Source organism: Methylocaldum gracile, from assembly GCF_053646815.1.
Window position 1 is genome coordinate 1,064,292 of the sequence record NZ_CM132196.1, and the last position, 26,122, is coordinate 1,090,413.

22 protein-coding genes and 1 tRNA gene are annotated in these 26,122 nt (G+C 58.6%); 12 read left to right on the forward strand and 11 right to left on the reverse strand.

The features are described from left to right. The first annotated feature begins 6 nt into the window (after positions 1-6). Positions 7-1,833, forward strand: coding sequence for an ATP-binding protein (locus ACWJJK_RS04735; RefSeq protein ID WP_454128703.1), 1,827 nt, complete (start codon positions 7-9; stop codon positions 1,831-1,833). A gap of 471 nt (positions 1,834-2,304) precedes the next feature. Here the strand turns inward: ACWJJK_RS04735 and ACWJJK_RS04740 are convergent, their stop codons facing one another. Beyond that, a complete protein-coding gene (locus tag ACWJJK_RS04740) occupies positions 2,305-3,030 on the reverse strand; it encodes an ABC transporter ATP-binding protein (protein WP_077729303.1) in 726 nt (241 codons plus the stop codon). On the opposite strand from ACWJJK_RS04740, the gene ACWJJK_RS04745 reads away from it, so the two are divergent. The 3 genes from ACWJJK_RS04745 (at position 3,029) to ACWJJK_RS04755 (ending at position 4,864) form a co-directional block, all read left to right on the forward strand. After that, positions 3,029-3,631, forward strand: a complete 603-nt coding sequence (locus tag ACWJJK_RS04745; RefSeq protein ID WP_086133107.1) for an arylesterase — start codon at positions 3,029-3,031, stop codon at positions 3,629-3,631. The genes ACWJJK_RS04740 and ACWJJK_RS04745 overlap by 2 nt on opposite strands. 84 nt (positions 3,632-3,715) lie before the next feature. After that, positions 3,716-4,090, forward strand: coding sequence for a HopJ type III effector protein (locus ACWJJK_RS04750; protein WP_077729305.1), 375 nt, complete (start codon positions 3,716-3,718; stop codon positions 4,088-4,090). Positions 4,091-4,612: 522 nt separating this feature from the next. After that, positions 4,613-4,864: a hypothetical protein gene (locus ACWJJK_RS04755; protein WP_077729306.1), complete on the forward strand. Its 252-nt coding sequence runs from the start codon at positions 4,613-4,615 to the stop codon at positions 4,862-4,864. Between the two features lie 326 nt (positions 4,865-5,190). Here ACWJJK_RS04755 and ppsR read toward each other — a convergent pair whose 3' ends face one another. Continuing rightward, positions 5,191-6,009 carry a posphoenolpyruvate synthetase regulatory kinase/phosphorylase PpsR gene (gene ppsR, locus ACWJJK_RS04760; protein WP_077729308.1) on the reverse strand — a complete coding sequence of 273 codons (819 nt, stop codon included), beginning with the start codon at positions 6,007-6,009 and terminating at the stop codon, positions 5,191-5,193. A 113-nt stretch (positions 6,010-6,122) separates the two neighbouring features. Between ppsR and ppsA the strand changes: the two genes are divergently transcribed. Together ppsA and ACWJJK_RS04770 are read left to right on the forward strand one after the other, a co-directional pair. Beyond that, positions 6,123-8,483: a phosphoenolpyruvate synthase gene (ppsA, locus tag ACWJJK_RS04765; protein WP_156880649.1), complete on the forward strand. Its 2,361-nt coding sequence runs from the start codon at positions 6,123-6,125 to the stop codon at positions 8,481-8,483. Positions 8,484-8,535: 52 nt separating this feature from the next. Beyond that, positions 8,536-8,626 (forward strand) — tRNA-Ser (locus ACWJJK_RS04770). 213 nt (positions 8,627-8,839) lie between these two features. Here ACWJJK_RS04770 and ACWJJK_RS04775 read toward each other — a convergent pair. From ACWJJK_RS04775 to ACWJJK_RS04785, 3 genes are all read right to left on the reverse strand, one after another. Beyond that, entirely contained in the window at positions 8,840-9,856 is a 1,017-nt protein-coding gene (locus ACWJJK_RS04775) for a hypothetical protein (protein WP_086133110.1), read from the reverse strand. A 526-nt stretch (positions 9,857-10,382) separates the two neighbouring features. After that, positions 10,383-11,120, reverse strand: a complete 738-nt coding sequence (locus ACWJJK_RS04780) for an ABC transporter ATP-binding protein (RefSeq protein ID WP_086133111.1) — start codon at positions 11,118-11,120, stop codon at positions 10,383-10,385. Further along, the gene (locus ACWJJK_RS04785; RefSeq protein WP_077729313.1) at positions 11,117-11,860 is read right to left on the reverse strand and encodes an ABC transporter permease; all 744 of its coding nucleotides are present in this window, start codon (positions 11,858-11,860) and stop codon (positions 11,117-11,119) included. Before ACWJJK_RS04785 ends, ACWJJK_RS04780 begins: the two co-directional genes overlap by 4 nt. Before the next feature lie 139 nt (positions 11,861-11,999). On the opposite strand from ACWJJK_RS04785, the gene ACWJJK_RS04790 reads away from it, so the two are divergent. The 5 genes from ACWJJK_RS04790 to ACWJJK_RS04810 are packed head-to-tail and all read left to right on the forward strand — an operon-like array spanning position 12,000 to position 17,955. Next, positions 12,000-13,583, forward strand: a complete 1,584-nt coding sequence (locus ACWJJK_RS04790) for a thymidine phosphorylase family protein (RefSeq protein WP_086133112.1) — start codon at positions 12,000-12,002, stop codon at positions 13,581-13,583. Between the two features lie 2 nt (positions 13,584-13,585). Beyond that, complete coding sequence (locus tag ACWJJK_RS04795; protein ID WP_156880650.1) at positions 13,586-14,479, forward strand: ribose-phosphate diphosphokinase; 894 nt, start codon at positions 13,586-13,588, stop codon at positions 14,477-14,479. A gap of 6 nt (positions 14,480-14,485) precedes the next feature. Next, positions 14,486-16,009 (forward strand): ATP-binding protein, encoded by a 1,524-nt coding sequence (locus ACWJJK_RS04800; protein ID WP_086133114.1) that lies wholly within the window; start codon positions 14,486-14,488, stop codon positions 16,007-16,009. A 7-nt stretch (positions 16,010-16,016) separates the two neighbouring features. Then, the gene (locus tag ACWJJK_RS04805) at positions 16,017-16,589 is read left to right on the forward strand and encodes a hypothetical protein (protein ID WP_077729321.1); all 573 of its coding nucleotides are present in this window, start codon (positions 16,017-16,019) and stop codon (positions 16,587-16,589) included. A gap of 4 nt (positions 16,590-16,593) precedes the next feature. After that, positions 16,594-17,955 (forward strand): sigma 54-interacting transcriptional regulator, encoded by a 1,362-nt coding sequence (locus ACWJJK_RS04810; protein ID WP_077729322.1) that lies wholly within the window; start codon positions 16,594-16,596, stop codon positions 17,953-17,955. Between the two features lie 214 nt (positions 17,956-18,169). Here ACWJJK_RS04810 and ACWJJK_RS04815 read toward each other — a convergent pair whose 3' ends face one another. From ACWJJK_RS04815 to ACWJJK_RS04830, 4 genes are all read right to left on the reverse strand, one after another. Then, a complete protein-coding gene (locus tag ACWJJK_RS04815; RefSeq protein ID WP_077729323.1) occupies positions 18,170-19,021 on the reverse strand; it encodes a universal stress protein in 852 nt (283 codons plus the stop codon). Positions 19,022-19,035: 14 nt separating this feature from the next. Next, positions 19,036-20,508: a SulP family inorganic anion transporter gene (locus ACWJJK_RS04820; protein ID WP_454128704.1), complete on the reverse strand. Its 1,473-nt coding sequence runs from the start codon at positions 20,506-20,508 to the stop codon at positions 19,036-19,038. 663 nt (positions 20,509-21,171) lie between these two features. Next, entirely contained in the window at positions 21,172-21,741 is a 570-nt protein-coding gene (locus tag ACWJJK_RS04825; protein WP_454128705.1) for a nicotinamidase, read from the reverse strand. Positions 21,742-21,797: 56 nt separating this feature from the next. Then, positions 21,798-22,349 carry a macro domain-containing protein gene (locus tag ACWJJK_RS04830; RefSeq protein ID WP_077729326.1) on the reverse strand — a complete coding sequence of 184 codons (552 nt, stop codon included), beginning with the start codon at positions 22,347-22,349 and terminating at the stop codon, positions 21,798-21,800. A 433-nt stretch (positions 22,350-22,782) separates the two neighbouring features. On the opposite strand from ACWJJK_RS04830, the gene cysZ reads away from it, so the two are divergent. After that, positions 22,783-23,553: a sulfate transporter CysZ gene (gene cysZ / locus ACWJJK_RS04835; RefSeq protein WP_086133118.1), complete on the forward strand. Its 771-nt coding sequence runs from the start codon at positions 22,783-22,785 to the stop codon at positions 23,551-23,553. On the opposite strand, the gene mtaB is transcribed toward cysZ, so the two are convergent. Then, a complete protein-coding gene (mtaB, locus tag ACWJJK_RS04840) occupies positions 23,496-24,815 on the reverse strand; it encodes a tRNA (N(6)-L-threonylcarbamoyladenosine(37)-C(2))-methylthiotransferase MtaB (protein ID WP_434130898.1) in 1,320 nt (439 codons plus the stop codon). The two genes, cysZ and mtaB, sit on opposite strands and share 58 nt — an antisense overlap. A 5-nt stretch (positions 24,816-24,820) precedes the next feature. Next, complete coding sequence (locus ACWJJK_RS04845; protein WP_442777798.1) at positions 24,821-26,053, reverse strand: nucleoside recognition domain-containing protein; 1,233 nt, start codon at positions 26,051-26,053, stop codon at positions 24,821-24,823. Between the last annotated feature and the right edge of the window lie 69 nt (positions 26,054-26,122).

Genomic DNA, 26,122 nt, shown 5'->3' on the forward strand with positions numbered 1-26,122 from the left:
GACACGATGTCGAACAATACGGACAAGACCACGCTGAGAGAGAATGCCGAAGCCGAGCTCGACAATAAGCTTGAACCGGCCGCACCTACGGACGTCGATGAGCAAACTCCGCAGCAGGAGCGTCAATCGCTACACGAGTTTCAAGTCCGCGCGCTGGAATTGGAAGCCGAAAACCGGAAGCTGAAGGAGGCGCTGGAGGCGCTGGAAGAGTCCCGCGACCACTACGCAAACCTTTTCGATTTCGCTCCGGCGGGTTATTTGACCTTGGATGAACACGGCGTGATCAAGGAGATCAATCTGACCGCCGCCGGCATGCTGGCACGGGAGCGCCCGGCCCTAATCGGGCTTCCGTTCGTTCGCTTTATCGCCAAGGCAGATCAAAAAAAGTTTTCGAATCACCTTTCGCAAAGTCGATGCGAGCGGCGGAGCCTCACCACGGAGCTCCGTCTAGTCGGAAAGGGCGGTTGGCATCTTCCGGTGGAAATGCATACCTCATCGATGCGGGATAGCCGACACTATGTGTTTTACCGCACGGTGCTGACCGACATCAGCGAACGCTTGCTGGTGCGAACGGCCTTGGATCAGTCGCGCCGGCAGCTCGAACAGAATGTTTCGGAACGGTCGGCCGCTCTGCAAGAGAATCGGCAACTGGAGGCCGAGGTCGCCGAACGGAAGCGGCTGGAAGCCGAGTTGCGGCAACGCATGCAAGAACTGGCCGATGCGGACCGGCACAAGGACGAGTTCATGGCCATGCTGGCGCACGAACTGCGCAATCCCCTGGCGGCCATCGTCAATGCGACCGAGTTGATGCGACGCAAGCCTTCGGGCCATCAGCACCTGTATGACTGGGCCTGCCGGGTGATCAAAGATCAGACCGCGCATCTCGCCCACCTTCTGGACGACCTGCTGGACGTGGCGCGGGTCACGCAGGGAAAGATCGTATTGGACCAGGCGACAATCGATCTGAGGACCGTCGTGTCCCAAGCGGTCGAAGCCAATCGGGCCCTGCTCGAGGATCGCCGGCATCGCCTGAACGTGCGTGTTCCGCCCGAGCCAGTTTGGGTGCAGGGCGATAGCACGCGTTGCGTCCAGATCGTCGGCAATCTGATTCACAACGCCGCCAAATTCACCGAGGTGGAAGGCGAGATCGAGGTCGTCCTCGACACCGAAGCCGACGATGCCGTGGTGCGGGTTCGCGACAACGGCACCGGCATTTCCACCGAACTCTTGCCCCGGATTTTCGAGCCGTTCACCCAGGAAGACCGCTCGCTGGCCCGTTCACGCGGCGGCTTGGGAATCGGTCTGTCGCTGGTCAAGAAACTGGTGGAGCTCCATCACGGCCGGGTGGAGGTGGCCAGCCAAGGCCCCGGTCAGGGCAGCGAATTCACGGTCCGCTTGCCGTGGATGAAAACGCATTCGTCCAGCCGGAAACACAGCGAGAAGGTCCAAGATTCAGGTTTGTCCGCGGCCGATCAATATGTCCTGGTGGTCGACGACAATGTGTCATCGGCCGATTCCTTGTCGACCCTGCTCGAGGCGTATGGGTATCAGGTTCAGGTCGCCTACGACGGCAAAGAGGCGCTCGACCGGGGCAGGGAGCGAGCGCCCGATGTCGTGCTGCTGGATATCGGTATGCCGCAGATGGACGGGTATGAAGTGGCTCGGCGCATGCGGGAAGATCCACGGCTCACGGGAACGCGCTTGATCGCGATCTCCGGCTATGGCCAGGAAGAGGACCGGCAGCGCTCGCGCGAAGCCGGCTTCGACCACCATCTGGTCAAGCCGGTGGACATCGATGTCTTGCTGGATTTGCTCGGCAGCAGGCAGCCGTAGGTCAACAATCCTTTGTCGACAGATTTCGTAGGGCGGATTAGGCGCACTCCGGCATAGGCTGGATGTTGAACACCGCGTTCTGCGTGCGCCGTAACCCGCCAAAACAACGCCCCGTGTCCTTGCCGTTCGCTTCGGTGGGTTACGGTGCGCGCCTGAATCGGTGAGTTACAGTGAGTAAAGAAAACAATGCCAGTATTACCCGTCATTCCGGCAGGGAGTGCCGGAATCCAGAGGCCAAGGATGGCCTGCCCTCTACGTCCTTGTAACCTGGACCCCGGCAGTCCCAATCGCAAACGGGCCTTTAGTCGGCCCCTTCCATGCCGGGGTGACGATGTGGTTTGACTTTCGTTACGAACAGTAAGTACAGGTTGTCGGGGCGCACCTAACCCACCCTACCATGGGCTGATAGAGTACTCCCGTATCGCGCCGCATGGTCGGCGGCACAAATACGCCGGAATACGCTGCGGTAGGTCAACTCTCCGCCGAATATCCCACGATGCGGCCGCTATCCAGGCGGATCAAGCGTTCGCAGCGGGAAGCCAGGGTTTCGTCGTGGGTGACCAGAACCAGCGTGGTGCCTTTCTCGCGGTTCAGCTCGAACAGCAATTCGATAACGGTCCGGCCGGTATTGCTGTCCAGATTGCCGGTAGGCTCGTCTGCGAACAGAATTTTCGGTTCGGTGACGAAAGCCCGCGCCAGCGCGACGCGCTGCTGTTCGCCCCCCGAGAGCTGCCGCGGATAATGCTTGAACCGGTGGCTCAGGCCGACCCGTTCGAGCATAGCAAGGCTGCGGAGCCGGGCCTCGTCGCCGGCACCGGCCAGTTCCATGGGGAGCATGACGTTCTCCAGTGCGGTCAGATTGGGAAGAAGCTGGAACGACTGGAATACGAAACCGACATACTCGCTGCGGAGCCGCGCCCGGCCGTCTTCGTCCATATCGGTGAGGCAGGATCCCGCGAGCCAGATGCGGCCCGAAGAAGGTAGATCGAGGCCGGCCAGAAGGCCGAGCAAGGTCGATTTGCCCGATCCCGAAGCGCCGACGATGGCCAAGGTTTCTCTCGGTTTGATCGAGAGGTCGACTGCTGTCAATATATCTAGCCGACCGTCCGCCGTTGTGACGTGTTTGCCGAGATTCTCCGTTCGAATGACGAATTCCGCGTCGATATCCTCCAACGCACCGATCTGCTCCTGTGTCATGCGAAAACTGTTGTTATCCTTCATTTTCCTCGTGTTGCCGGGATTGTGTCAGGCAAAAACCGTTCTTGTTCTCGGCGATAGTATCAGTGCCGGGTATGGTTTGGAAAAGATAGACCACGGCTGGGTGGCTATGTTGCAGGAGGCGGCGCGGCCGCTTGGCGCCGAGGTCGTGAACGCCAGTATTTCCGGCGAGACGAGCGCCGGCGGCCTTGCCCGGATCGACGAGCTTCTTCGTCGGCACCGGCCGACCGTGGTGATACTCGAACTCGGCGCCAACGACGGTTTGCGCGGGCTTTCGCCCAAGCAGCTGGAAGCCAACCTGAGCGAAATGACCGTCCGCTCCAAGGCCGCCGGTGCCGAGGTATTGCTGCTCGGCATGAAGATACCGCCGAACTATGGCAAGCGTTACGCCGACCTTTTTCGGAATGTCTTCCACCGGGTCACCGAGACCCACGATACGGCGTTCGTGCCGTTTCTTCTGGAAGGCGTCGGCGGTCAAGACCATTTGATGCAGGCGGACGGCCTGCATCCCAATCGCGAGGCTCAGGCGATCCTGTTTCGCCAGGTTTGGGACAAGCTGGAGCCGATGCTCGCCCGTTAAGCTCTGAATTTGCGACCGTCTGCGGTCTCTACGTGACGGTCCTCCATACGTGATCCAATAAGGTTCGTTTTCTTTATCACCGACATGATTACATCGTTAGAAGCATTCATCGCCAAAATCAAGCAATGCCAGCCGGTCGCCTTCAAAGAAAGCATCGACGTCATCGGGCAATATTACGATTATCGGCCAACCCGCTTTACCAACGGTCTGGCTGATAACCGGGTGGTCAACGAACCGGGGAGCAACGAAGGTTCCTGCAAGATTTTCTATTTCGGCCGGCTGCACGGGTTATCCGAGAAAGAGACTCTGGCGCTGTTCGGCGAGCATTACGTCGAAGTGCTGTCGAACCCGAACGGCGAAAGCCACAAGAACATCAGAACCTTCATGCAGTGCGGATGGCCTGGAATCACCTTCGACGGCGAAGCTTTGGTTCGAAGATCGCCGGATCGCAGTGCGTGATGAGAGGGGACGAAAGCGGGGTCCCCGCCGGCGCGCTTTTCACCACGGCGTAGTGGTATGGATCGGGAAGCCGCCTCGTACGCCCGAAATGTAGAACTTATAGGATGGGCTGAGTGTGCGAAGTCCATCGTTCGCGATCGATGCCTGTCCTGAGCCCCGTCGAAGGGTGCTTCGTTCCACAGCGCATTCATTTTATGAACTTTCCGCCACGGTACGGCAGAGCGGGCTGGAAAGCCGTTCCCGGCCGAGGAAAATGTAGGCCGGAATAAGTCGTAGGTCGACAATCATTTGCCGACGACCGTGCGCAACGCCATTGATGGATCTGGGAGGGAGGCGGCCGCCCGATTTCGGCGCGCGCCTCGGCGGCGGTCGTTGTCCTGCGCCGTATCCCGTCGTCTAGTTTCATCGAATGAATTGTTGTTTAATCCGAACGCTTTGCCCGCATATGCTGTCAAAAGCCCGTTTTCCCTAGATTTTTTCCGGAAATTCCGGTGCCATACCGAAACATCGTTGGAGAGTTTTATGCTGATTTTTTTCAAGAGCCTAGTGGCCCTCTCGATATTGATTTTTATCGTCGGGCTGATTAAACCGAAATGGATTCTATTCTGGATGAAGCAACCGGATCGTCTGATAGCCACCTCGGTGGGCTTGCTGCTGTTCATGGCGTCGTGGACCGGGATCGCCAAGCTGACCTTGAAGCCGAAGGCTCCTCAGGCGGTACAGCATTCGGAGCGGTCTGTCGACGAGCAGAATACTTTGCAGTTGGGGCGTTGAGGGTTCGGCAGCTGTTATCGTGCCGTGCCGTTATCGTTTCTCGCCCTCCTTTGCAGCCAAATAGCTTACTGCGGCTTCCGCCACGGAATGGTTACTCGGTCTGATCAGTTTATTAATCAGGCCCGTAAATACCCTCCCGGTATTTACGGGCCGCCGCCCAGGCCGGTACACGCTTAGGCTTGGGCTCGCGCGGCTTGTCGCCGCGCTAAGGAAACCCTGCCCCGGATTACCCCGGCCTATGTTTATAGGCCGGGGTAATAATCAACGATACGGCCGCGCCGATCCGAGGCTATGGTGCCGGAGGTAAGTCCGCGACCTGGCCCCGTTTACCACCGCATTCGTTGCAGACCAGCACGGTGAAGTATGTTGGCGGCGATTTCTTCCACCGACATGGTCGAAGTATCTAAGTAAGGAATTCCCGCTGCTTGGAACAGCCCGTCCGCAGCGCGGATTTCATTTCGACATTGTTCGAGAGAGGCGTAGCGGCTTCCGGGTCTTCGTTCTTCTCTGAGCTGATGTAGGCGTTCCGGATTCATGGTCAGACCGAACAGCCGCTCGCGGTGCTTCCGTAGATTGGATGGCAGCCCGGAAAGATTCAGGTCCTCCTCGGTCAAGGGATAGTTGGCGGCCTTGATGCCGTAGTGCAGGGCGAGAAACAGGCTGGCCGGGGTTTTTCCCGAGCGTGAAACCCCGACGAGAATGATGTCGGCTTTGTCGTAAGCGTCGACGCCGATGCCATCGTCGCAATCGATGGCAAATCTCAGAGCTTCCACGCGCCCCCGGCCCAGAGCCGCATTGCCCAAGCCGTGGGCCCGTCCGATCGCTTGGGCGGACGGCTGTCCGAGCGCCGTTTCCATGCGATCGAGAAAGGCTTCGAAAAGATCGAATACCACGGCTTCGCTGCGTTCCAATATTTGACGAAGATGATCGTCGGTCAGCGTACTGAACACCAGCGGCGCTTGTCCGTCCCGGGCAAATGCGTCGGCGATGCGCCGGCACGTGTCTATCGCCTTGGCTTCGCAATCGACGAAAGGCTGGGTGACGCGTTCGAACGTGACGGTCTCGAACTGGCTCAAGAGACTCCGTCCGAAGGTCTCGGCGGTGATGGCCGTGTGATCGGATACGAAGAAGACGGTGCGTTTCATGCTTTTCTTACCATGCCGGGTGGATTCCCATAGAATACTGAATTCGAACGCAGGAAGCTTGTGAAAGGGCCGCGGCGCATCGCAAGCTCTCGGCAACTATTACGGGGTGTCCGATGAACGAATACGTGGTTTGGTTCGATGCTTTGGGAATGGACGATGTGGGGCGCGTAGGCGGCAAGAATGCCTCGCTCGGCGAAATGATCAGCCGGCTTTCCGAGGCGGGCGTCACGGTACCCGACGGTTTCGCCACCACGGCCGAAGCGTATCGGGATTTTCTCGCTCAGAACGGCCTCGACCGACGCATCTGGGCGGAACTGGACCGGCTCGACGTTGATAACGTCACGGCGCTGGCGCGCGCGGGCGACACCATCCGCCAGTGGATCATGAACACACCTTTTACCCCCGAACTGGAAAAAGCCATCACGGAAGCTTACCGCCAACTGGCCGGCGAGTCCCCGAAGGAGTTTTCCGTGGCCGTGCGCTCCTCTGCCACGGCGGAAGATCTTCCGACGGCGTCGTTCGCCGGGCAGCAGGAAACCTACCTCAACGTGCAAGGCCTGGACGGCGTGCTCCGGGCGGTCAAGCAGGTTTTTGCCTCGCTTTTCAACGACCGGGCCATCGCCTATCGCGTGCACCAAGGCTTCGAGCACCGCAAGGTATTATTGTCCGCCGGCGTGCAGCGGATGGTGCGCAGCGATCTCGCCGCGAGCGGCGTGATTTTCACCCTGGATACCGAATCGGGTTTCCGCGATGCCGTTTTCGTGACTTCGAGCTATGGCCTCGGCGAAATGGTGGTGCAGGGCGCGGTCGATCCTGACGAGTTCTACGTCTACAAGCCGTCTCTCGCGGCCGGAAAATCGGCAGTGCTGCGCCGCAGCCTCGGCAAGAAAGCCGTCAAGATGATTTACGACCCCGCCAAATCCGTGGTCACCGTCGACACGCGCGAAGAGGACCGGCAGCGGTTTTCCGTCACCGATCAGGAAGCGGAAGAGTTGGCGCGGCTCTCGGTGCGCATCGAACAGCATTACAAGAGGCCCATGGACATCGAATGGGCCAAGGACGGACTCGACGGCCGCCTCTATATTCTCCAGGCCCGGCCGGAGACGGTGCAAAGCCGCGTCACGCGCGAGATGGAGCGCTATCGGCTCAAGCAGAAGGGCAAGGTGCTGGCCGAAGGCCGCAGCGTTGGACACCGCATCGGCAAGGGGTGCGCCAAAGTCATCGCCAGCGTGTCGCAGATGGATCTGGTGCAGCCGGGCGACGTGCTGGTGACCGACATGACCGATCCCGATTGGGAGCCGATCATGAAAAGAGCCAGCGCCATCGTCACCAATCGCGGCGGGCGGACCTGCCACGCGGCGATCATCGCCCGCGAGCTCGGCATTCCCGCGGTCGTCGGCTGCGGCGACGCCACCCGCAAGATCCAGCGCGATACCATGGTCACCGTCTCTTGCGCCGAAGGCGATACCGGTTACATCTATCAGGGCGAACTTCCTTACGAAGTCAGCAAGGTCAACTTGGACGAGATGCCCGAGCTGCCGGTCAAGCTCATGATGAACGTGGCCAACCCGGAGCGCGCTTTTGCCTTTTCCGCGCTGCCGAACGACGGCGTCGGCCTGGCGCGGCTCGAATTCGTCATCGCGCGGACCATCGGTGTTCATCCGAAAGCCTTGCTCGAATACGAGCGCCAGCCGGCCGAGCTGCAGCAGGCGATCCGCGAGCGCATCGCCGGTTATCGCGATCCGGTGAGTTTTTATGTCGACAAGCTGGCGGAAGGCATCGCCATGATCGCCGCCGCTTTCGCGCCCAAGCCGGTGATCGTCAGGACCTCGGACTTCAAGACCAACGAGTACGCCAATCTCCTGGGCGGTAAAGCCTACGAGCCGAACGAAGAAAATCCCATGATCGGTTTTCGCGGCGCCTCGCGTTATGTGGACGACTCATTCCGTGACTGCTTCGAGCTGGAATGCCGCGCCTTGAAAAAGGTGCGCGAGGACATGGGGCTGGAGAACGTCTGGGTCATGATTCCCTTCGTGCGCACTTTGGACGAGGCGCGCGGAGTCGCCGAGCTGCTCCAGCGCTTCGGCTTGCCGCGCGGGGTGAACGGGCTCAAATGGATCATGATGTGCGAAATTCCCTCGAATCCCTTGCTGGCCGACGAGTTCCTGCAAATCTTCGACGGCTTCTCCATCGGTTCCAACGATCTGACCCAGCTCACCCTGGGCATAGACCGCGACTCCGGGTTGGTCGCGGGGGGCTTCGACGAGCGTAACCCGGCGGTCAAGGCGCTCATCCGCCAGGCCATTCAGGCCTGCCGCAAGCATGGCAAGTACATCGGAATCTGCGGACAGGGGCCGTCCGATCATCCCGACCTCGCTCGCTGGCTGCTGGACGAAGGCATCGAGAGCTTGTCCCTCAACCCGGACACCGTGGTCGAGACCTGGATGTTTTTGGCCGGGAATAACGTCGGTTGAGTATCGAGGAGGCTGACAACCGCCGGATTTTCAATTAAAATGCCGCGTTTTCGGAGAGATGGCCGAGTGGTCGAAGGCGCACGACTGGAAATCGTGTATACGGCAAAACCGTATCGAGGGTTCGAATCCCTCTCTCTCCGCCAATCATAGAAACCGAAGGCGTTCGGTGAAATCCGGAAAACCCGCGAGTCACAAGGCTTGGCGGGTTTTTTGTTGTCCGGAGACGTTCGGCAGGGAACGCTTGAACCAAATCGCTTGTCATGCGAGGCCGTCAGAGATGCCTTATTCGGTCGAATTTCATGCCGGACTGGCGGAAAAACCCGAGCATAAGCGCGGTGTCGATTCTGCGTGCTCCGTCACCCGGATACTCCTCCCAAATTGGCCAATGAAGCACCTAAGGAGCCGCCGATAAACGGTGCCAACATAGCGATTACCTGGGGTAATTGACGCATGGGTTCCCGCGATATACCGAAAGTCTGGAGATAACTCCACAGTTCCTGATGTTCGGATGTGGGAAAGTTTCGATTGAACTCGCGCTTGGCGCGCGCGTACAAGGCCAAAGTGCAGGGGATATACAAGGCGATGACCATCAGGGAAAAAACCGCACCCCAGTACATGCTCAAAGTCAGCGACCAATTGACGAATTCCTCGGTCAGTTTTCCCTGCCCCAAGAAGACCACCGGCCACCGCAGCCAGGCGAGCATATGCAAGACGCCGATCAACAGCATCGCAGAACCCAAATTGACCGCGTTTTTTAGGTGGCTAAAACGCGCTTCGATAAAATGCAGGACTTCATCCGGAGGCAGTTCCTCGAACGGAGCCATGGAACTGCTTCCGGCCAGAATGATCGCGAAAGGCACCACGGTCGCGATCAGATTGACCACGCTTACTAGTCCGAGAATAACTCCGAGCTGCAAGGGTGAAAAATAGCCTGACGCCTCAAGTACGCCGTAGGTCAGTCGAAAAATCGCGGTTACACCATTTTCGCGGAGAGCACCGAAAACGAAGTAGGCGACGGACAGGATTCCGAGGAGACCTATGATTGCAGCGAAATACCTGAAGCATTGACGACTCAGGTTGAGGCGAATCGTATGAATGCTGACGATCATCACGGCTACTGCAATGGCGTAATAGACAATTACAGCCGTCAGCCACACCGTTCGCGCGCGTAGCTCGGACAATTCCATAACGATGCTGCGGTCGAACGCTGAAACCTGATGGGCCAACTTGCCGGGGATCGTCGACAGTCCGAACCCGCCCAATTCGAATACTACGATAGCCGTCAGCAAAACCCCGACCGGGGCAAAGGCGAAAAGAAGACATCCGAACTCCTGCTTCGTCGCAGCATCGGGAAGAAAAAAACGCTTTCTCATGGCTTTGTCCCCCTGCCGATGTCCTACTCCGCCAGGAACGCACCGGGTAATGACGGTCGTGGCAGAACGACGATCGTTTAGATGTGAAATTTACATTGTACGAGTCTGTCAGGCGATCGATTCCTTCGCCCACGGTCGGTCGCCGCAAATAGCCCCGACCCGCCGACCATGACGTGTAGCCTATTTCGGGAAGCTCGGATAGAGCGACGCCGAATTCAGGGAGCTTGCCGCCCTACGCGTCCAGCATTCCAATGTATTTCAGCCGGTTGATTTCCGCAGATGATGGGAGATTTTCGACAAACGGTCCAGGGGGCGGTCTCTACCTGATCCGAGTGTTTGAGCTCTTGGTCTATTACTCGAAAAGTCGCTATTTCGGTGCTGCACGGTTTCCATTAGCTAATCCGTTTGCCGACCCGTTAACGTCGGGAAAGGATTCCCGACCTACAATAGCCTAAGGCGCTATACCACATCGGAAAATGCACTAGCGTGGCACGTGCGCCGCCATGGGCAGTATCTACGAGAACGGTTAAAGCAGCTCCCGAATGACCGGATAATCCGAGTAAAGCCGCTGGCGAAAGGTTTCGATCGCGGCCTCGCTTCGCTCGGTGCGCGGGATGTTTACCGGAATGTCGCCAATCACCGAAGCCGGACGCGACGACAGGAATATCAGCCGATCCGCCAGTTCGATCGCTTCGCGCAAGTCGTGGGTAACGAACAGGACCGTGTGCGGACGCTCTTGCCAAAGTGCCACGACCAATTCGCGGACACGACGGGCCGTGGGCGGATCGAGCGATACGAACGGTTCGTCCATGAGCAAGAGATCCGGATTGACGGCGAAGGCCCGCACCAGGGCCACACGGCGGCTCATGCCCAGCGAGAGCCGTTCCGGGTATACATCCTGCGCGTTGGCGAGTCCGACTACGTCGAAAAGATGATCGATATAGGCGGGATCGGCCTCTTTGGGAAGGGCCAGCTCGATGTTTTCCCGCACCGTCCGCCACGGAATGAGGCGCGGATTTTGAAAGACATAACCGATGTGCGGTTTTCCGGTTTCGGTTCCGATTCGGACCGTGCCTTCATAATCCCGGTCCAGTCCGGCTGCTATATTTAGTAGCGTAGTTTTGCCGCAGCCCGATGGGCCGACGAGACAGGCGAATTCGCCGGATCCGAGTATGATGGACAGATCCTGGAGTATAGCGGGTGCTCCCGTTTCTCCTTTGGGCCGATAGGTTTTTCTGACTATCTCGATTTGAACCGCGGTCATCGGCGCCACCGTTGGGCATGGCGATCGAGAGGCTTGAGGAGGCCGATCTCGATCAGTTGAATTACGACGACGAAGGCGATGGTGTAGGCGAGGATGGCGGAGACGTTGAACATCTGGAAGAACAGGTGCAGTTGAAAACCCATGCCGTTGCTGCGTCCGAGCAATTCCACGACCAGAATGATCTTCCAAATCAGCGCGAGCCCGGTCCGCGAGGCGGCGATGAAGAACGGGTACAACTGCGGCCAGACGATGTGGCGCAGCGTTTTGTACCGGCCGAACCGATACGCTTCGGCCATCTCCAGGAGATCTCGGTCCAGCGTCCGTGCGCCTTCCCGCACGGTCACGACGACATTGGGCAGCTTATTGATGACCACGGCGGCGATGGCGGCGCTCTCGACCAGCCCGAACCAGACGTAACACAGGATGATGATCACCAGAGCCGGAATGTTCAGAAAAAACACGAGCCAACTGTCGAAAAAACGATCCAGTTTTTCGTGCCGGCCCAGCAGGATACCCAAGGCAGTCCCCATACTCATGGCCAAGACGAAACTGACGGCCAGCCGCGCCAGCGTCACGCCGAGATGGTAGGGCAGCGCTCCGGAGCGGACTTCGGACAGAAGCACTTCGGATACCTCCAAGGGAGACGGCAACAGCGGCGTTCCAAAGGCGATTGCCGCGGCTTGCCAAAAGGCGACCAGCGCCGCGATCGAGGTTATCGGGTAGAAAAAAGCGGCGCGCATGTCGGAAATAGCGGCAAATGGACGTGAGAAACGACTGATTACAACTGACGTGTTATTTTAAGGGTTCGGCGGTGTCAGTGGTAAACAATCCGCCTTCTTGGAGGAAAATTAGAGTTTTTTCGAAAACGATTGCGGAACCATGACCGAAACAACATCCGATTCCGAAGTATCCGATCTCCGCAACGATCACATCAGCTATCGGCTCAAGCTGCGCCGCATCGCCATCGATACCTATCGGGAAAATGTCGCCTATCTCCACCGGGAGTGTTCGGTTTACCGTGCGGAAGGCTTCCAGGCGCTCGCCAAGATCGTGGTCTATTGCAACAACGAGCGAATCGAAGCCGTACTGAATGTGGTGGACGACGACCAGATCGTCAATCCCGACGAACTGGGCCTTTCCGAGCAAGCCTTCAGTCAACTGTGCGCGGAGGAGGGGCACGACGTTCGGGTCGCGCAGGCGGAACCGCCCGCATCCATGGATGCGGTTCGGCGCAAGATCGGCGGAGAGCGGCTGAGTTACGACGATTACATTTCCATCACCCGCGACATCGCGAATCGCCGTTATTCGAAAATGGAAATGGCGGCCTTTCTGGTGGCGACCGGACAAAACGGACTGGATCGGGATGAAGTGCTTCTTTTGACCAAGGCCATGCTGTCGACCGGAAGCCGGATCGACTGGAACGAGCCTTTGGTGGCCGATAAGCATTGCATCGGCGGCATTCCCGGCAACCGGACATCCATGCTGGTCGTGCCCATAGTGGCGGCGCACGGCACCTTGATTCCGAAAACCTCGAGCCGTGCCATCACGTCGCCGGCCGGTACGGCGGATACCATGGAGGTCTTGGCGCGAGTCGATCTCTTGCCGGAGACCTTGGACAAGTTGGTTCGAATCGAGCGAGGCTGCCTGGTCTGGGGTGGAACGACGCGCCTGGCGCCTGTGGACGACATGCTGATTTCGGTTGAGCGCCCGCTGGGCATCGATTCGCAAGGCCAGATGGTGGCTTCGATTTTGTCCAAGAAGCTCGCGGCCGGCGCGACGCATCTGTTGCTGGATATCCCGGTCGGGCCGACAGCCAAAGTTCGGCACATGCGCGATGCGATGCAATTGCGAAAACTTTTCGAGTACGTCGGCGACCGCTTGGGACTTTATTTGGAGGTCATGATCACCGACGGCCGGCAACCGGTCGGCCACGGTATCGGGCCGGTTCTGGAGGTGCGCGACGTGATGCAGGTGCTGGAGAACGACCCGCGTGCTCCGACCGATTTGCGGGAAAAGTCCCTGCGATTGGCCGGGCGTATTATCGAATTCGACCCGGATGTGCGCGGCGGTCAGGGATATGCCATCGCTCGGGAAATTTTGGAGTCGGGGCGAGCCTTGGAAAAGATGAACCGTATTGTTGTGGCACAAGGTGTGCAAGAACAAAAATTCGAGCTGGGCAAGCTAACGTATGAAGTCTGCGCCGAACGCGCGGGGTCGGTGACTCATATCGACAACTTTTTTCTCGCTCGTATCGCGCGACTGGCCGGAGCGCCGATGTCGAAAGGGGCTGGCGTCGACGTGCTGAAGAAGCTGGGAGACAAGGTGGAAAAAGGCGAAGCGCTGTACCGGATTCATGCCGAGTTTCCGTCGAATTACGATTTCGCTTGCGATTTCGTCCGTCAGCGTACGGGGTACGAGTTGGGCGAGTTCGATAAAATACCTAAAGGTTACGTGGAATTTTGACCATGATTTTAGGATTCTCCGATTCTCGCGTTCAGACCATGGCAGTGGTGGAGGCTCTGGATGCCCGATACGGCGAGGTCGGCATCCACCGTTTTCCGGACGGGGAAAGCAAGGTGACCTTGCCGGAGATAAAGGACGAGCATGTCGTCGTATTTCGCAGTCTCCAGGATCCCAACGACAAATTGGTCGAGCTGCTCCTGGTCGCTCGCGCTCTGCGGAACCAAGGCGTCAAAAGACTGTCTTTGATAGCGCCCTATTTATGTTATATGCGGCAGGATTGTGCCTTTCAACCGGGTGAGATCGTCAGTCAAAAAATAATCGGGGAGTTTCTTGCCGGCTTGTTTGATGATGTCGTGACCGTCGATCCTCATTTGCACCGTATCAGCCGGCTCGAAGAGGCGGTTCCGGCGAGAAATCCGATTGTCGTACCGGCGGCTCCGCTGTTCGCGCGTTATCTCGCGAACCGGTCAGACAAGCCGTTGCTGGTGGGGCCGGATGCCGAATCGGAACAATGGGTAAGCGCCATCGCGAAAGGCTGCGGGCTTCCTTTTGTCGTCGCTTTCAAGCAACGTTTCGGTGACAGGGCAGTGTCGGTCGAGACGACTGATTTTCAGGTGAGGGGGCGAAGCGTAGTCCTGGTTGACGACGTGGCCAGCACCGGCACGACCTTGACCGAAGCCGTTGCCAAGCTGCGCGCACTGGGGGCCGAGAAGGTCGATGTGCTGGTGACGCACCCGTTATTCGTCGAGAATGCCGTCGATAAGCTGCGACGTAGCGGTGTTTCCGAGATCGGCAGCAGCGACAGTATTCTTCACTCCACGAATGTCGTGTTTTTGGCCCCGATCCTGGCGGAAATCTTAAGAAACGCACTCGACTACAATCGGAATTCCAGCTAAGACTCCATGCTGATCTTCTTTAATATTCTGCGAAGGATATCGCTCAGGAAGCTGATTCTTGTCGGTTTTACGATGGCGATACTGCCCTTGGTGCTCGCCTTGGTGTTCGCTGTCACGGCGGTCAAGGAATTGGCGGTTTCCTCTCAAAAAACGGCTTATCGGGTGGCTCAAATCAGCCAAAAAAAGGAGTTGTTGCGCGAGAGGCTCACCGATTTCGAGCGCAAGGCCAAGCGGTACTTGATTTTAGAAGACGCGGAGAGCCGCGTCGCTCTCGAAACGGTTCACCGTGACCTCGGCGAGGTAATCAGCAATTTGTTGAGCTTGACCGAAGAGCCGGCGTTGGTCGCCCAGCTCCAGCGGTTTTCGGTAGAAGAGGGAGGCATCTTTCAGCATGTTTCGAACATGGCGATCGAGCCGACGGCAAAGCCCGAAAAAGTCGACACCCGCCGTTCCGGCGCGACGCGCGAGCAGCGTGACCGGCCTAGAAAGGCGCGCATGGAAAAGACAGATGAAATGTTTTCGACGCTCAATCTGAAGGCCAAGGAACTCGCTCGCGGTTTCTCGGGGATCGTGGATTCCGAGGTCGACAATCTGGAGAGCAGGTCCTCCGCGGTTCAGCGCCGGATGTTGCAGGAGTCGTCGGTTTTGCTGCCTATTTCGGTGGTCTTAATTTCGTTTGTTACGTTTTTCATCATCCGCTCGGTGCGCCAGATGGACCATGCGATACGCAAGCTCGGGGCCGGCGATTTCATTCGGCCGATCCAGGTGACCGGTCCTAAGGATTTGGAATACCTGGGCGAACGGCTGGATTGGCTGCGCAGCCGGCTGCGAGGTCTCGAGGAGGCGAAACAGCAATTCATCCGCCATGTGTCCCACGAGATCAAGACTCCGTTGGCGACCATCCACGAAGGCACCGAACTGTTGGCGGACGAAGTGGTCGGGGAACTCAATACCGAGCAAAGAGAGATCGCGCAGATCGTGGTCAGCAATACGCAAAAGCTGGATACCTTGATCGCCGAGTTGATCAATTACAGCCAAGTCAACGCTCGTCCGGGAGCCATGCTTCGGGAAACGGTCAATATGGCGAGGCTCGTCTCAGAATTGATCGACGATTACCAGATTCGCTTGCGCACCAAATCCATCGAGCTGACCGAGCAGTTGCGGCCGGTCGAACTCGACGGCAACCCGGATCAATTGCGTACCGTTGTTGATAACCTGCTGTCAAATGCAGTTAAATACTCGCCCGTCGGCGGCGAGATCTGCGTGACGCTCCGCCAAAACGGCGGCCATATGGAGTTGGAAGTAGAAGATGACGGCCCGGGCATAGAGCCCGACGAGCGTAAACACGTTTTCGAGCCGTTCTTTCAGGGAAAAGCTGCCCGAGAGGACGGCATCGCGGGGACGGGCATGGGATTGGCTATTGTCAGCGAATGCGTTTCCGGTCATCATGGCAAGGTCGAAGCCTTGGAGCCCCGCCCGAACAAAAAAGGCGCCCGTATTCGGGTGCAAATACCTTTACGGCTAGATTAAGCGATACATGAAATTCCCCTCCCGCGCTACAGCTCTGATCGTGCTGTTTGCTATCACGGGTTGCGCAGGATTCAGAAGCAAGGAGAGTGCTGATACTGCACCCAAAGCGTCCGAGCAGAAATACGCCAGCTATGCGTTCGAGGATCTCCTCAGTTTTGCCGCCGAGATTGCCCGCCTGCCTCCGGCCGAGCGGCTATCCGAATGTCAGCAACTGTTGCAGCGTTACCAGGCCGATCGCAGCTTAGGCGTACGTCTGCATTTTTTCTTTGCCCAGGCGGCGACCGAGGCCTGTGGCGACATCAGGAATGCCTCCGTGATCGTGGACGCCTCTTTGGCCGAACTTCAGGACGAACGGCTTAAAGCCTTGTTGATTTATCAGAAAGAAATTTTGAGCCGTCTCGACAACGAAATCGAGCGGCGAAAACACTCGGAGCGTCAGGTCTCTCACACCGTATCGAAAGAAAAGAAAGTGCACCGGCGGCTGAAAACGCAAGAGAGCGAGCTGAAAGAGCTTCAAGAGAAGCTGGATGCGCTCAAAGCTATCGAGCAGCGTTTAGACGAGCCAGACAGCGGACAATAATCCTATGAACACTGCACGTAAACGTGTCCTATTGGTGGACGATGATCCGGATCTGTTGCGCCTGGTGGCCCTGCGTCTCACCTCAGCGGGATTTGAACTGGAAACCGTGAACAGCGGACCGGCGGCCATTTCGAGGGTCTCCGTGTTTCGCCCCCATGTCGTCGTGACGGATCTGCGTATGGAGGGCATGGACGGCCTGGCGTTGTTCGACTTTCTCCATGAGCAATATCCGACGCTGCCCTTCATCATCATGACGGCCCACGGCACGATCAGCGATGCCGTCAGCGCGACCAAGCGGGGCGTGTTCGGCTTCGTGTCCAAACCTGTGGACAAGAACGAACTGGTCAAGCTGGTCAACCAGGCCATGCGGATCGGACTGACCAGCGGCGTCACGGTGGATCAGGACGCTTGGAGACAACACATCGTCACACAGAGCCCTCTCATGGAGGAGTTGCTGAGCCAGGCCAATCGCGTCGCACAGAGCAAGGCGAGCATATTTATCGGCGGCGAGAGCGGCACTGGCAAGGAGTTGCTCGCGCGCGCGATTCACGAGGCCAGTACGCGGGCGGACGGGCCGTTCGTGGCGGTCAATTGCAGCGCGATTCCGGAAAATCTCTTCGAATCCGAACTTTTCGGGCATCGCAGGGGCGCGTTCACAGGCGCCACCCGCGATCACAAAGGGCTCTTCCGTGCCGCGGACGGCGGCACTCTGTTTCTGGACGAAATCGGCGACATGCCCAAGTCTTTTCAGGCCAAGCTGTTGCGCGCGCTCCAGGAGATGAAGGTGCGCCCGGTGGGCGCCACCGATGACGAGCCGGTCGACGTGCGCATCATTTCCGCAACTCACGCGGATTTGGATAAGGCCATGGCGGAAGGGAACTTCCGCGAAGACCTTTATTACCGGCTCAATGTCGTCACCTTGATGCTTCCGCCCCTATCCAAGCGGCCCGAGGATATTCCTTTGTTGGCGATGCATTTCCTGAGGGATCTCGCGGAAACCTACGGCAATCGGGTCAAGGGATTTTCGCCGGAGGCCATGGAATGTTTCGTGAATTTCGAATGGCCCGGAAACGTGCGGCAACTCCGTAACGTCGTGGAGCAGTGCGTCGCGCTGTCCTCGACGCCACTCATCCCGGTGACGCTGGTGCAACGGGCGTTGCGGGACGAACCGGCGTCGTTCCTGTCCCTGCAGGAAGCCAGGGAACAGTTCGAGCGAAACTATCTGATCCGGCTGTTGCAGATGACCAACGGCAACGTAACTCAAGCCGCCAAGCTGGCCAAGCGCAACCGGACCGAGTTCTACCGCTTGCTCAGCCGGTACGGCATGAATCCGTCGTTGTTCAAGAGTTCCGACGTAGCGCCTTAGGGCAGTAGGATGGGTAGAGCGATAGCGAAACCCATCGATCGCGAACCGGCAGGGCAAGCAGGCAGGCCGGAAAGGTCTGCCCCGGGTCGCCCGAGAAGCGGAAGCTTCTTCGTGCGGGTTCCCAAACAGGAGTTTGCGAACGAGAAAAAAACTAAGAAAAAATAGCCTTATTTTTCTTCCTGCCGGTTCCATCGCTTACCTTTTCGATTTTTCGTTATCGCAGCACCAGCACGGGAAGCGAGGCATTGGTGAGCATGCTCGTCGTCGTGCTGCCCACCAGGAACTCGCGTATCCTGGAGTGGCCGTAGGCGCCCATGATCAACAGGTCGATGCCATGCTCTTGCCGGTACCGCTCGGAAACGTTGATGACGTCGCCCTCGCGGATTTCGGCCGTCACGTCCAAGCCGGCCCGCGCCAATGTGGCTCTGGCCCAGTCGAGGTGCTCACGCAGACCGGCACCGTCTTTGCCGGCCATCAGAATGTGACAGGAAAGCCCTCTGAATAGCGGGCTGTTGGCAACCATCTCTATGCCTTTGCGCGTGGTCGCGCTGCCGTCGAAAGCGAACATGACCCGTTCGGGCTCCCGGAATTGATGGGGCGTTACCAGAATGGGTCTGTGCATCGTTCTGATCACCGTTTCCAGGTGGCTGCCGATATGACGATTGGTGCCGTTGGTGCTTTCGCCCTGCTTGCCCATCACCAATAAGCGTATATCCTCCTCGAGTTCCAGAAGCGTATCCACCAGGCTGCCGTGGCGTTGAACGCAGGATGGCGACTCGACGCCGTCGGCCACCGCACGCTCTTTTGCCGCCGCCAGCATCAACCGGCCCTGTTCGCGTGCGAGTTTCCCGCGTTTTTCATCCAGAGCCGTCAGTTCTTCCAATAAGGATTCGCGGCTGCCCAACCCGATATTGCCGCTCAGATTGCCGTCCACCGGGTACTGCGACTTGTCCAGCACATGAATGAAAGTCAGCCGAGCCCGAAGGCGCCGACTGGCCCAGGCCGCATAGTCGCAGACCGCCGTAGCCGCCCTGGACCCATCGATACATGCCATTACCTTAGTCATACTGAAACCTTTCCTCAGTGAGCCATCAATTTTTCCACGGCTTCCGGTTTATCGTGCACCGCGAACCGATCCACGATGGTCGCGCTGGCTTCGTTCAAACCGACGATCTCGACCTCGATGCCCTCGCGCCGGAACTTGATGACGACTTTATCCAGCGCGCTCACCGACGTGACGTCCCAGAAGTGGGCGCGAGTCAAATCGATCACGACTTTATCAATATCCTCCTTGAAATCGAAGGCTGCGGTGAACTTGCCGGCGGAGGTGAAAAACACTTGGCCGACCACGAGATAAGTCCGTATCGAACCGTCATCGCTGGACTTCGAACGGACTTCGAGAAACTGACCGACCTTGTTCGCAAAAAACAATGAGGCCAGCAATACGCCGACGAAAACGCCGAGAGCGAGATTATGGGTCGCGACCACCACCGCGACGGTCGTGATCATGACGATATTGGTGCTCAAGGGGTATTTGCTCAGATTGCGGATAGAGTCCCAACTGAAGGTTCCGATGGAAACCATGATCATTACGGCAACGAGCGCCGCCATCGGGATGCGCGACACCCAGGGTCCTAAGAATACGACCATGATCAACAGGAAAACGCCTGCCGTCAGGGTGGACAGTCGCGTCCGCCCGCCGGACTTCACATTGATCACGGACTGGCCGATCATCGCGCAGCCCGCCATGCCGCCGAGCAGGCCCGCTGCGATATTGGCGATGCCCTGGCCCTTGCACTCCCGATTCTTGTCGCTGGGCGAGTCGGTGAGATCGTCGACGATGGTGGCCGTCATCATCGACTCCAATAGCCCGACGATGGCCATGGTGATGGCATAGGGGAAAACGATTCCAAGGGTTTCGACATTCAGCGGCAGATCGGGCCATAGGAACACCGGCAGACTGTCGGGCAGCTGCCCCATGTCGCCCACGGTACGGATATCCAGGTTGAACCCTATGGCGATTGCGGTCAGAACCACGATGCAAACGAGCGGCGACGGAACGGCTCTAGTCAGGGACGGAAACAGATAAATGATGGCCAAACCGCCGGCGGTCATCGCATAGACATGCCAGCTCACGCCGGTGAGTTCGGGTAGTTGCGCCATGAAGATGAGAATGGCCAAGGCGTTGACGAACCCCGTCACCACCGACCGCGACACGAACCGCATGAGGTCGCCCAGTCTGAGATAACCGGCAATGATTTGCAGAATGCCGGTCAGAATAGTGGCGGCGAAGAGGTATTCCAGCCCATGCTCTTTGACCAGCGTAATCATGAGCAGCGCCATGGCGCCGGTGGCTGCGGAGATCATGCCTGGACGGCCGCCCGCGAAGGCGGTAACGACGGCGATGCAAAACGACGCGTACAGGCCGACCTTGGGGTCGACCCCCGCGATGATCGAGAACGCGATCGCTTCTGGAATCAGCGCCAACGCCACCACGGTACCCGATAGCAGATCGCTGCGAATATTGGAAAACCAGTCTTGTCGAACGGACATTAGCATTTGACGCTCCAATCAAATAAAAACAACGAGGATAGTTATCGCGACGAACTCAACGATCTGAAGAATGCCGACTAACGGCAACGGCGAAATTGAAGATCTTTCCGTTGATCGTCCCGCCAACGGTGCAGTTCGTCCGATATCCGACGCCTGGCTGCTTCTTGCGTCCGGGCTTTCTTTATCAATCAGGCCCGTAAATACCCTCCCGGTATTTCGGGCCGCCGCCCAGGCCGGTAACACGCTTAGGCCGAGCTTACGCAGCTTGTCGCCGCGCTAAGGAAACCCTGCCCCGGATTAACCCGGCCTAATTTATAAGCCTGGTTAATAAACCGAGACAGACTTGATCAGGTTCCGCCCAAGCGTGGTTCTCGACAGCAAAATAGCCGGCGTCCGTCATTCAGGGCATCTGACGGCAAATTCGAAAAAGCTGGGTAGGAAGGGCGGATGTCCTGCCGAGTAGGACAGGGCAGGCGACGCTATGGCGGAGTCGGAGAGGTGTGGTAAGGCATCGGACAGATCAATTGTCGCTTCGCTTTTGTTTACGTTTGGTTGACAATTTAGTGGGTTGTGTCAGGCTTGTCCACGAAATGAATTGTTTCTGTGGAGCAATATAACTTCACAGTAGTCGCGAAGCGGGCAGTCCTGTGCTGCAACCGCGAGTCAGGAGGCAACGCCGGCGCCCGCATCCTGCATTTCCCGTCGGGCTTTCTCTCCGCCTTGAGGCGTGACCGGACGGGTGGCATCCCGGATCACCATGACCTCGAAGCCTTCCGTGCGTGCGTCCAGCACCGTGGCCAGCACGCAGACATCCTCCGCGAGACCGCCTACCCAGAGGCGTCTGATGCCTGCCTTGCGCAGATGTTGGGCAAGTCCGGTCTGGTCGAAGGCGGAATTTTGATCCTGGTCGAAGCGCACGCCCTTGGTCACGACGATGGCCGAATCGGGCAGTCTCAGCTCCGGATGAAAGCGGGCGCCCTCGCTGTCCTGGATGCAGTGAGGCGGCCACGGGCCGCCGCTTTCTTGGAAGCTGACATGCCCCACGGGGTGCCAGTCACGCGAGGCGTAGACCGGAACGTTTGCTTTAGTGGCGGCCTCAATCCAACGGTTGAGTACAGGCACCACCGCATCGCCGTTTTCGACAGGCAACGCCCCGCCCGCACAAAAATCGTTCTGCACATCGACCACGATCAAGGCGTCGCCGGGTGCAAATAGGCTGTCGATATTCGTCATTCTCGTTCACCTTTCATCTCGACGCTAAATCACCCATAAAAGGTGTCGACTTGAGATCACGTTTTGGACTCGTGTTCCGAAACGGTCTCGAGGATTCTGGCGTGCAACTGCAGGTCTTTCGCGTGGAACAGGACGAAGCGTATGTGTTCGACCGACGAGAGCTTCGTTGCTTCGTCGAAAATAGTCCTAAAGGCAATATGTGCCGCCGCTTCCATCGGATAGCCGAACGCGCCGGTTGAGAGCGCCGGGAAGGCGACGGACCGGATGTTGTTCTGCTCGGCCAGGTGAAGCGCGTTGCCGTAGCAGGCGGCGAGCAGTTCGCCGGCGGGTTCGTCAACCCCGTAGACCGGCCCAAGGCAATGGATCACGTAACGGTTGGGCAGGTTATGAGCGCCGGTGATGACCGCCTGACCGGGACGAATCGGGGCGAACTGCCGGCATTCCTCTTCGAGTCCGGGCCCTGCGGCCCGGTGGATCGCGCCGGCTACGCCCCCACCCGTGCGCAGCGCGGCATTGGCCGCGTTGACGATAGCCTCCATGTCGGGCTGATCGGCGATGTTCCCCTGTATGCATTCGATCGCTACGTCGTGGATAATTCGTTTGGTCATCGATGTCACTCCCTCAGTCGCGCTGTTGGTGACGACAACTTTGCCACGTGACCGGACCGTAAATCGCAATAATTCGCTCAGGTTTGACCTTTACTGCCGTCCTCGTGAACGCGAAATCTCGACCAGGAGACAGAACGGTGGCGGACTGGTTCCCGAACTCCGGTTTGGGAACCCATTGCGAGAAACTACAGCTTCTCGGGAATTGCTCCCAAGCTTGAAGCTTGGGCGCCAGCGGTAAGTTCGTCTTGAATCGTCAGTCGCGTGCCTTATGGCCAAGCGGCCTTCAGAGCCGTAGGATAATGGCATGGACTCGTCTCCTCGGAAAAAGTCTCGTATCAAAGCGGAAAACAAGACTACGCGGTCGAGCCTGTGGAGAACTCCCTGAAATCGACAGTCAGAAATGAGCTGTTCCTAATCCGGATTTAACCCATTCATGAATTACCCAGTAAACACCGAGAAACTCAATAACCTGCATCTTTCCGCCGCCTGTCTCCTGCGCGGATTACGCTTGCTCTCGACGCCCGGTCTGCGCCACCTGGTAGGAATTCCGCTGCTGATCAACCTGGTGCTCTACGGAATCGCCCTGGTCGGCGGGATTTATTATTTTTCGGCTTTCATAGACTGGCTGGTGCCGGCCTGGCTGGATTTTCTGCGCTGGCTGCTGTGGCCTCTGTTCGGACTGAGTTTTCTGCTCATCGTGTATTTCACGTTCACGATGCTGGCCAATCTGATCGGGGCGCCGTTCTACGGACGTTTGGCGGAAAAGACGGTCGTCTTGCTGAAAGGGCAGCCGGCGCTGGTGTCGGAAGCCTCCTTGGGTAAAGCGCTGGTGAGTGATTCGTTGTCGGAGGCGAAGCGGTTGCTATATTTTCTGACCCGCGCCGTTCCGTTGCTCGTCCTTTTTCTGATTCCGGGCCTCAACCTCATCGCACCGTTCCTTTGGCTGGCGTTCAGCGCCTGGTTCCTGGCGCTCGAATACATGGCCTATCCGCTCGAGGTCCATGGCTACAGGTTCGACGAGCAGCGCCGCATCGCGAAGAAACTGCCGTTCGGTGTATTCAGCTTCGGCGGCCTGGTCACGCTGGGTCTGACCATACCGGTGCTGAACGTGCTGATCCCGCCGGCGGCGGTGATCGGCGCCACGCTTTATTTCTTGGAAGGACAGATCAGGGATCGGCCGGATGCCGGTTCGGCCAAGAGATAATCGCCCGAATCGGCGACAGCCCTCAGTCGGGCACTGGTGATGCGGTTCGCCAAGGATTGTTCTGCTTCGGCTCGGGCCGCCACGCGCAGATAATTCGGCGTATAACCGAAAACCTCGGGGACGTCGTCCGACGCCGCTTTCTCGGTTTCCCAGAGAACCGGAAATTCGCGCCCCAGGAATCGCTCGAAGTTTGCCCGCTTCAGCCTTTCCGAAAGCTCGTGCAGCGCGCGGCTTCGGGCCTTCTTGAGCTCGGCCGGGACATGGCCCGGCATTTCGGCGGCCTTGGTGCCGGAGCGGGGCGAGTAGGCGAAGATATGGATGTGGCCGAACTCGATCGACTCGATAAACGCGAGGCTCTCTTGCCATTCCGCTTCGGTTTCGCCGGGAAACCCGACGATCACGTCGGTGGTGATATTGATGTCCGGAACGTCCTTCCGCAATCGGCCTACCAGCCGGGCGAAATCGGCCGTTTTGCAGCGACGGGCCATGCGTTTCAGTACCGAATCGGCCCCGCTTTGCAGCGGCAGATGCAGGTGCGGCATGAATCTCGGATTCTCGAAAAGTTCGCTGAAGGAATCCGGCAAATCCCAGGGTTCCAGGGAGCCCAGGCGCAGGCGCGGGATGTCGGTGCGTTCGAGTACGGCGCGAATTAGCCGATCGAGCCCGTAGCCGAGGTCGCTGCCGTATCCTCCTAGATGAACGCCGGTGAGCACCGCCTCCTGGACGCCTTGGGCGTGCAGGTCGTCGATCTCGGCGACGATGTCGTCTATGCTCCGGCTCCGCTCCTCGCCGCGCGCGACGGTGACGATGCAGAACGTGCAGCGGTAACGGCAGCCGTCCTGAACCTTGACAAAAGCGCGTTGCCGGCCGAGCCGGAATAAGGCCGATTCGCCGGGATCGGTCGAAAACGCCGGCATGACCGGCAGATCGAGCTCGTCCTTGGCGATATCGATCAGGTTCGCCTTGTTCTCGTTGGCGATCACCAGATCGACGCCCAGGCCTTCCGCTTCCTCCCGGTTCAGCGTGGCGTAGCATCCGCTCAGGACCAGCTTCGCTTTTGGATTTTCCCGCGCCGCGCGGCGTATCAGATGCCGGGATTTGCGCACGGCCTCCTGGGTGACCGCACAGGAATTGAGCACGACGAGATCGGCTTCCTCGGAGTCGTCGACGATGCGATGCCCCTCACGCTGGAGCTGCCGCGCCCAGGTTTCGAGTTCCGCCTCGTTGAGGCGGCAGCCCAAGGCTTTCAAATTAACGCGCATTGTTCTTAACCAAAAAATCGATAGGTAACCGCAATGGCCGCAAGCACCCCGGCCATATCCGCCAGAAGCCCGCAGCCTACTGCATATCTCACGTTTTTGACACCGACCGCTCCGAAATACACCGCCAGCACGTAAAAAGTCGTCTCGGTGCTGCCCTGAATGATGGTGGCGAGTCGTGCCGAAAAGGAATCGACGCCGTAGGCGCGCATGCTGTCCAGCATCATCGCGCGCGCCCCGCTGCCGCTGAACGGCTTGATCAGCGCGGTCGGCAGGGCGTCGACGAAGCGCGCGTCGATCTGGACGGCATCGCAAAGAAAACGTATTCCGGACATGATCGCTTCCAGGAGCCCGCTCGCCCGCAATACGCCGATGGCTACCAGCATCGCCACCAGATAGGGCAGGATGGCGATCGCCGTGTGAAACCCTTCCTTGGCGCCTTCGACGAAGGCTTCGTAAGCGTTGATCCGCTGGCGAACCGCGCCGGCCAGGAACATGGCTATCAGCGAGAACAGCAGCAAATTGCTGAAAGCCGCCGAGTTCCGCTGCATCTCGTCCTGAGCCAGGCCGCCGAAATAGAGCGCCAGGCCGGCTACCGCCAGAGCGAATCCGCCGAAATAAGCCAGGACGACCGGATCGCGAAGACCGATGTGCTGCCGCAGGGCGACGCTCGCGAAGCCCACGAACGTGGAGCAGAAGGTCGCCATCAGGATGGGAACCACGACATCCGCCGGATGAGCCGCGCCCATCTGCGCCCTGAACACCAGAATCGACACCGGAAACAAGGTAATGGACGACGCATTGATCACGAAGAACAGGATCTGGGCGTCGCTGGCGGTGTCCGGCTTTGGGTTCAGGCTTTGCAGCTCCTGCATGGCCTTGATGCCCAGCGGCGTGGCGGCGTTGTCGAGGCCCAGCACGTTCGCCGAGAGATTCATCACTACCGCCCCCATGGCCGGATGATCCGGCGGAACCTGCGGCATCAGGCGGCGGAGCAAAGGCGTCAGCCCACGGGTAAGCAGCCTGAGAAAGCCGCCGCGCTCGCCGACCCGGAGAATTCCCAGCCAAAACGCCAAGGCGCCGGTCAATCCCAAGGAAATTTCGAAAGCCGCCTTGGCGCTGTCGAACACCGCTTGCATCAGCCGGGCGAAAATCTCGGCATCGCCCAACCATAGCCACCGGGCCAGTCCGGAAACGAAGGCCGCCATGAAAAAGCCGACCCAGAGGTAGTTCAATAACAAAACGTAAGTATCGTAGGATGGGTAGAGCGAAGCGAAACCCATCGATGGTGGGTTAGGCGCGCATCGCAC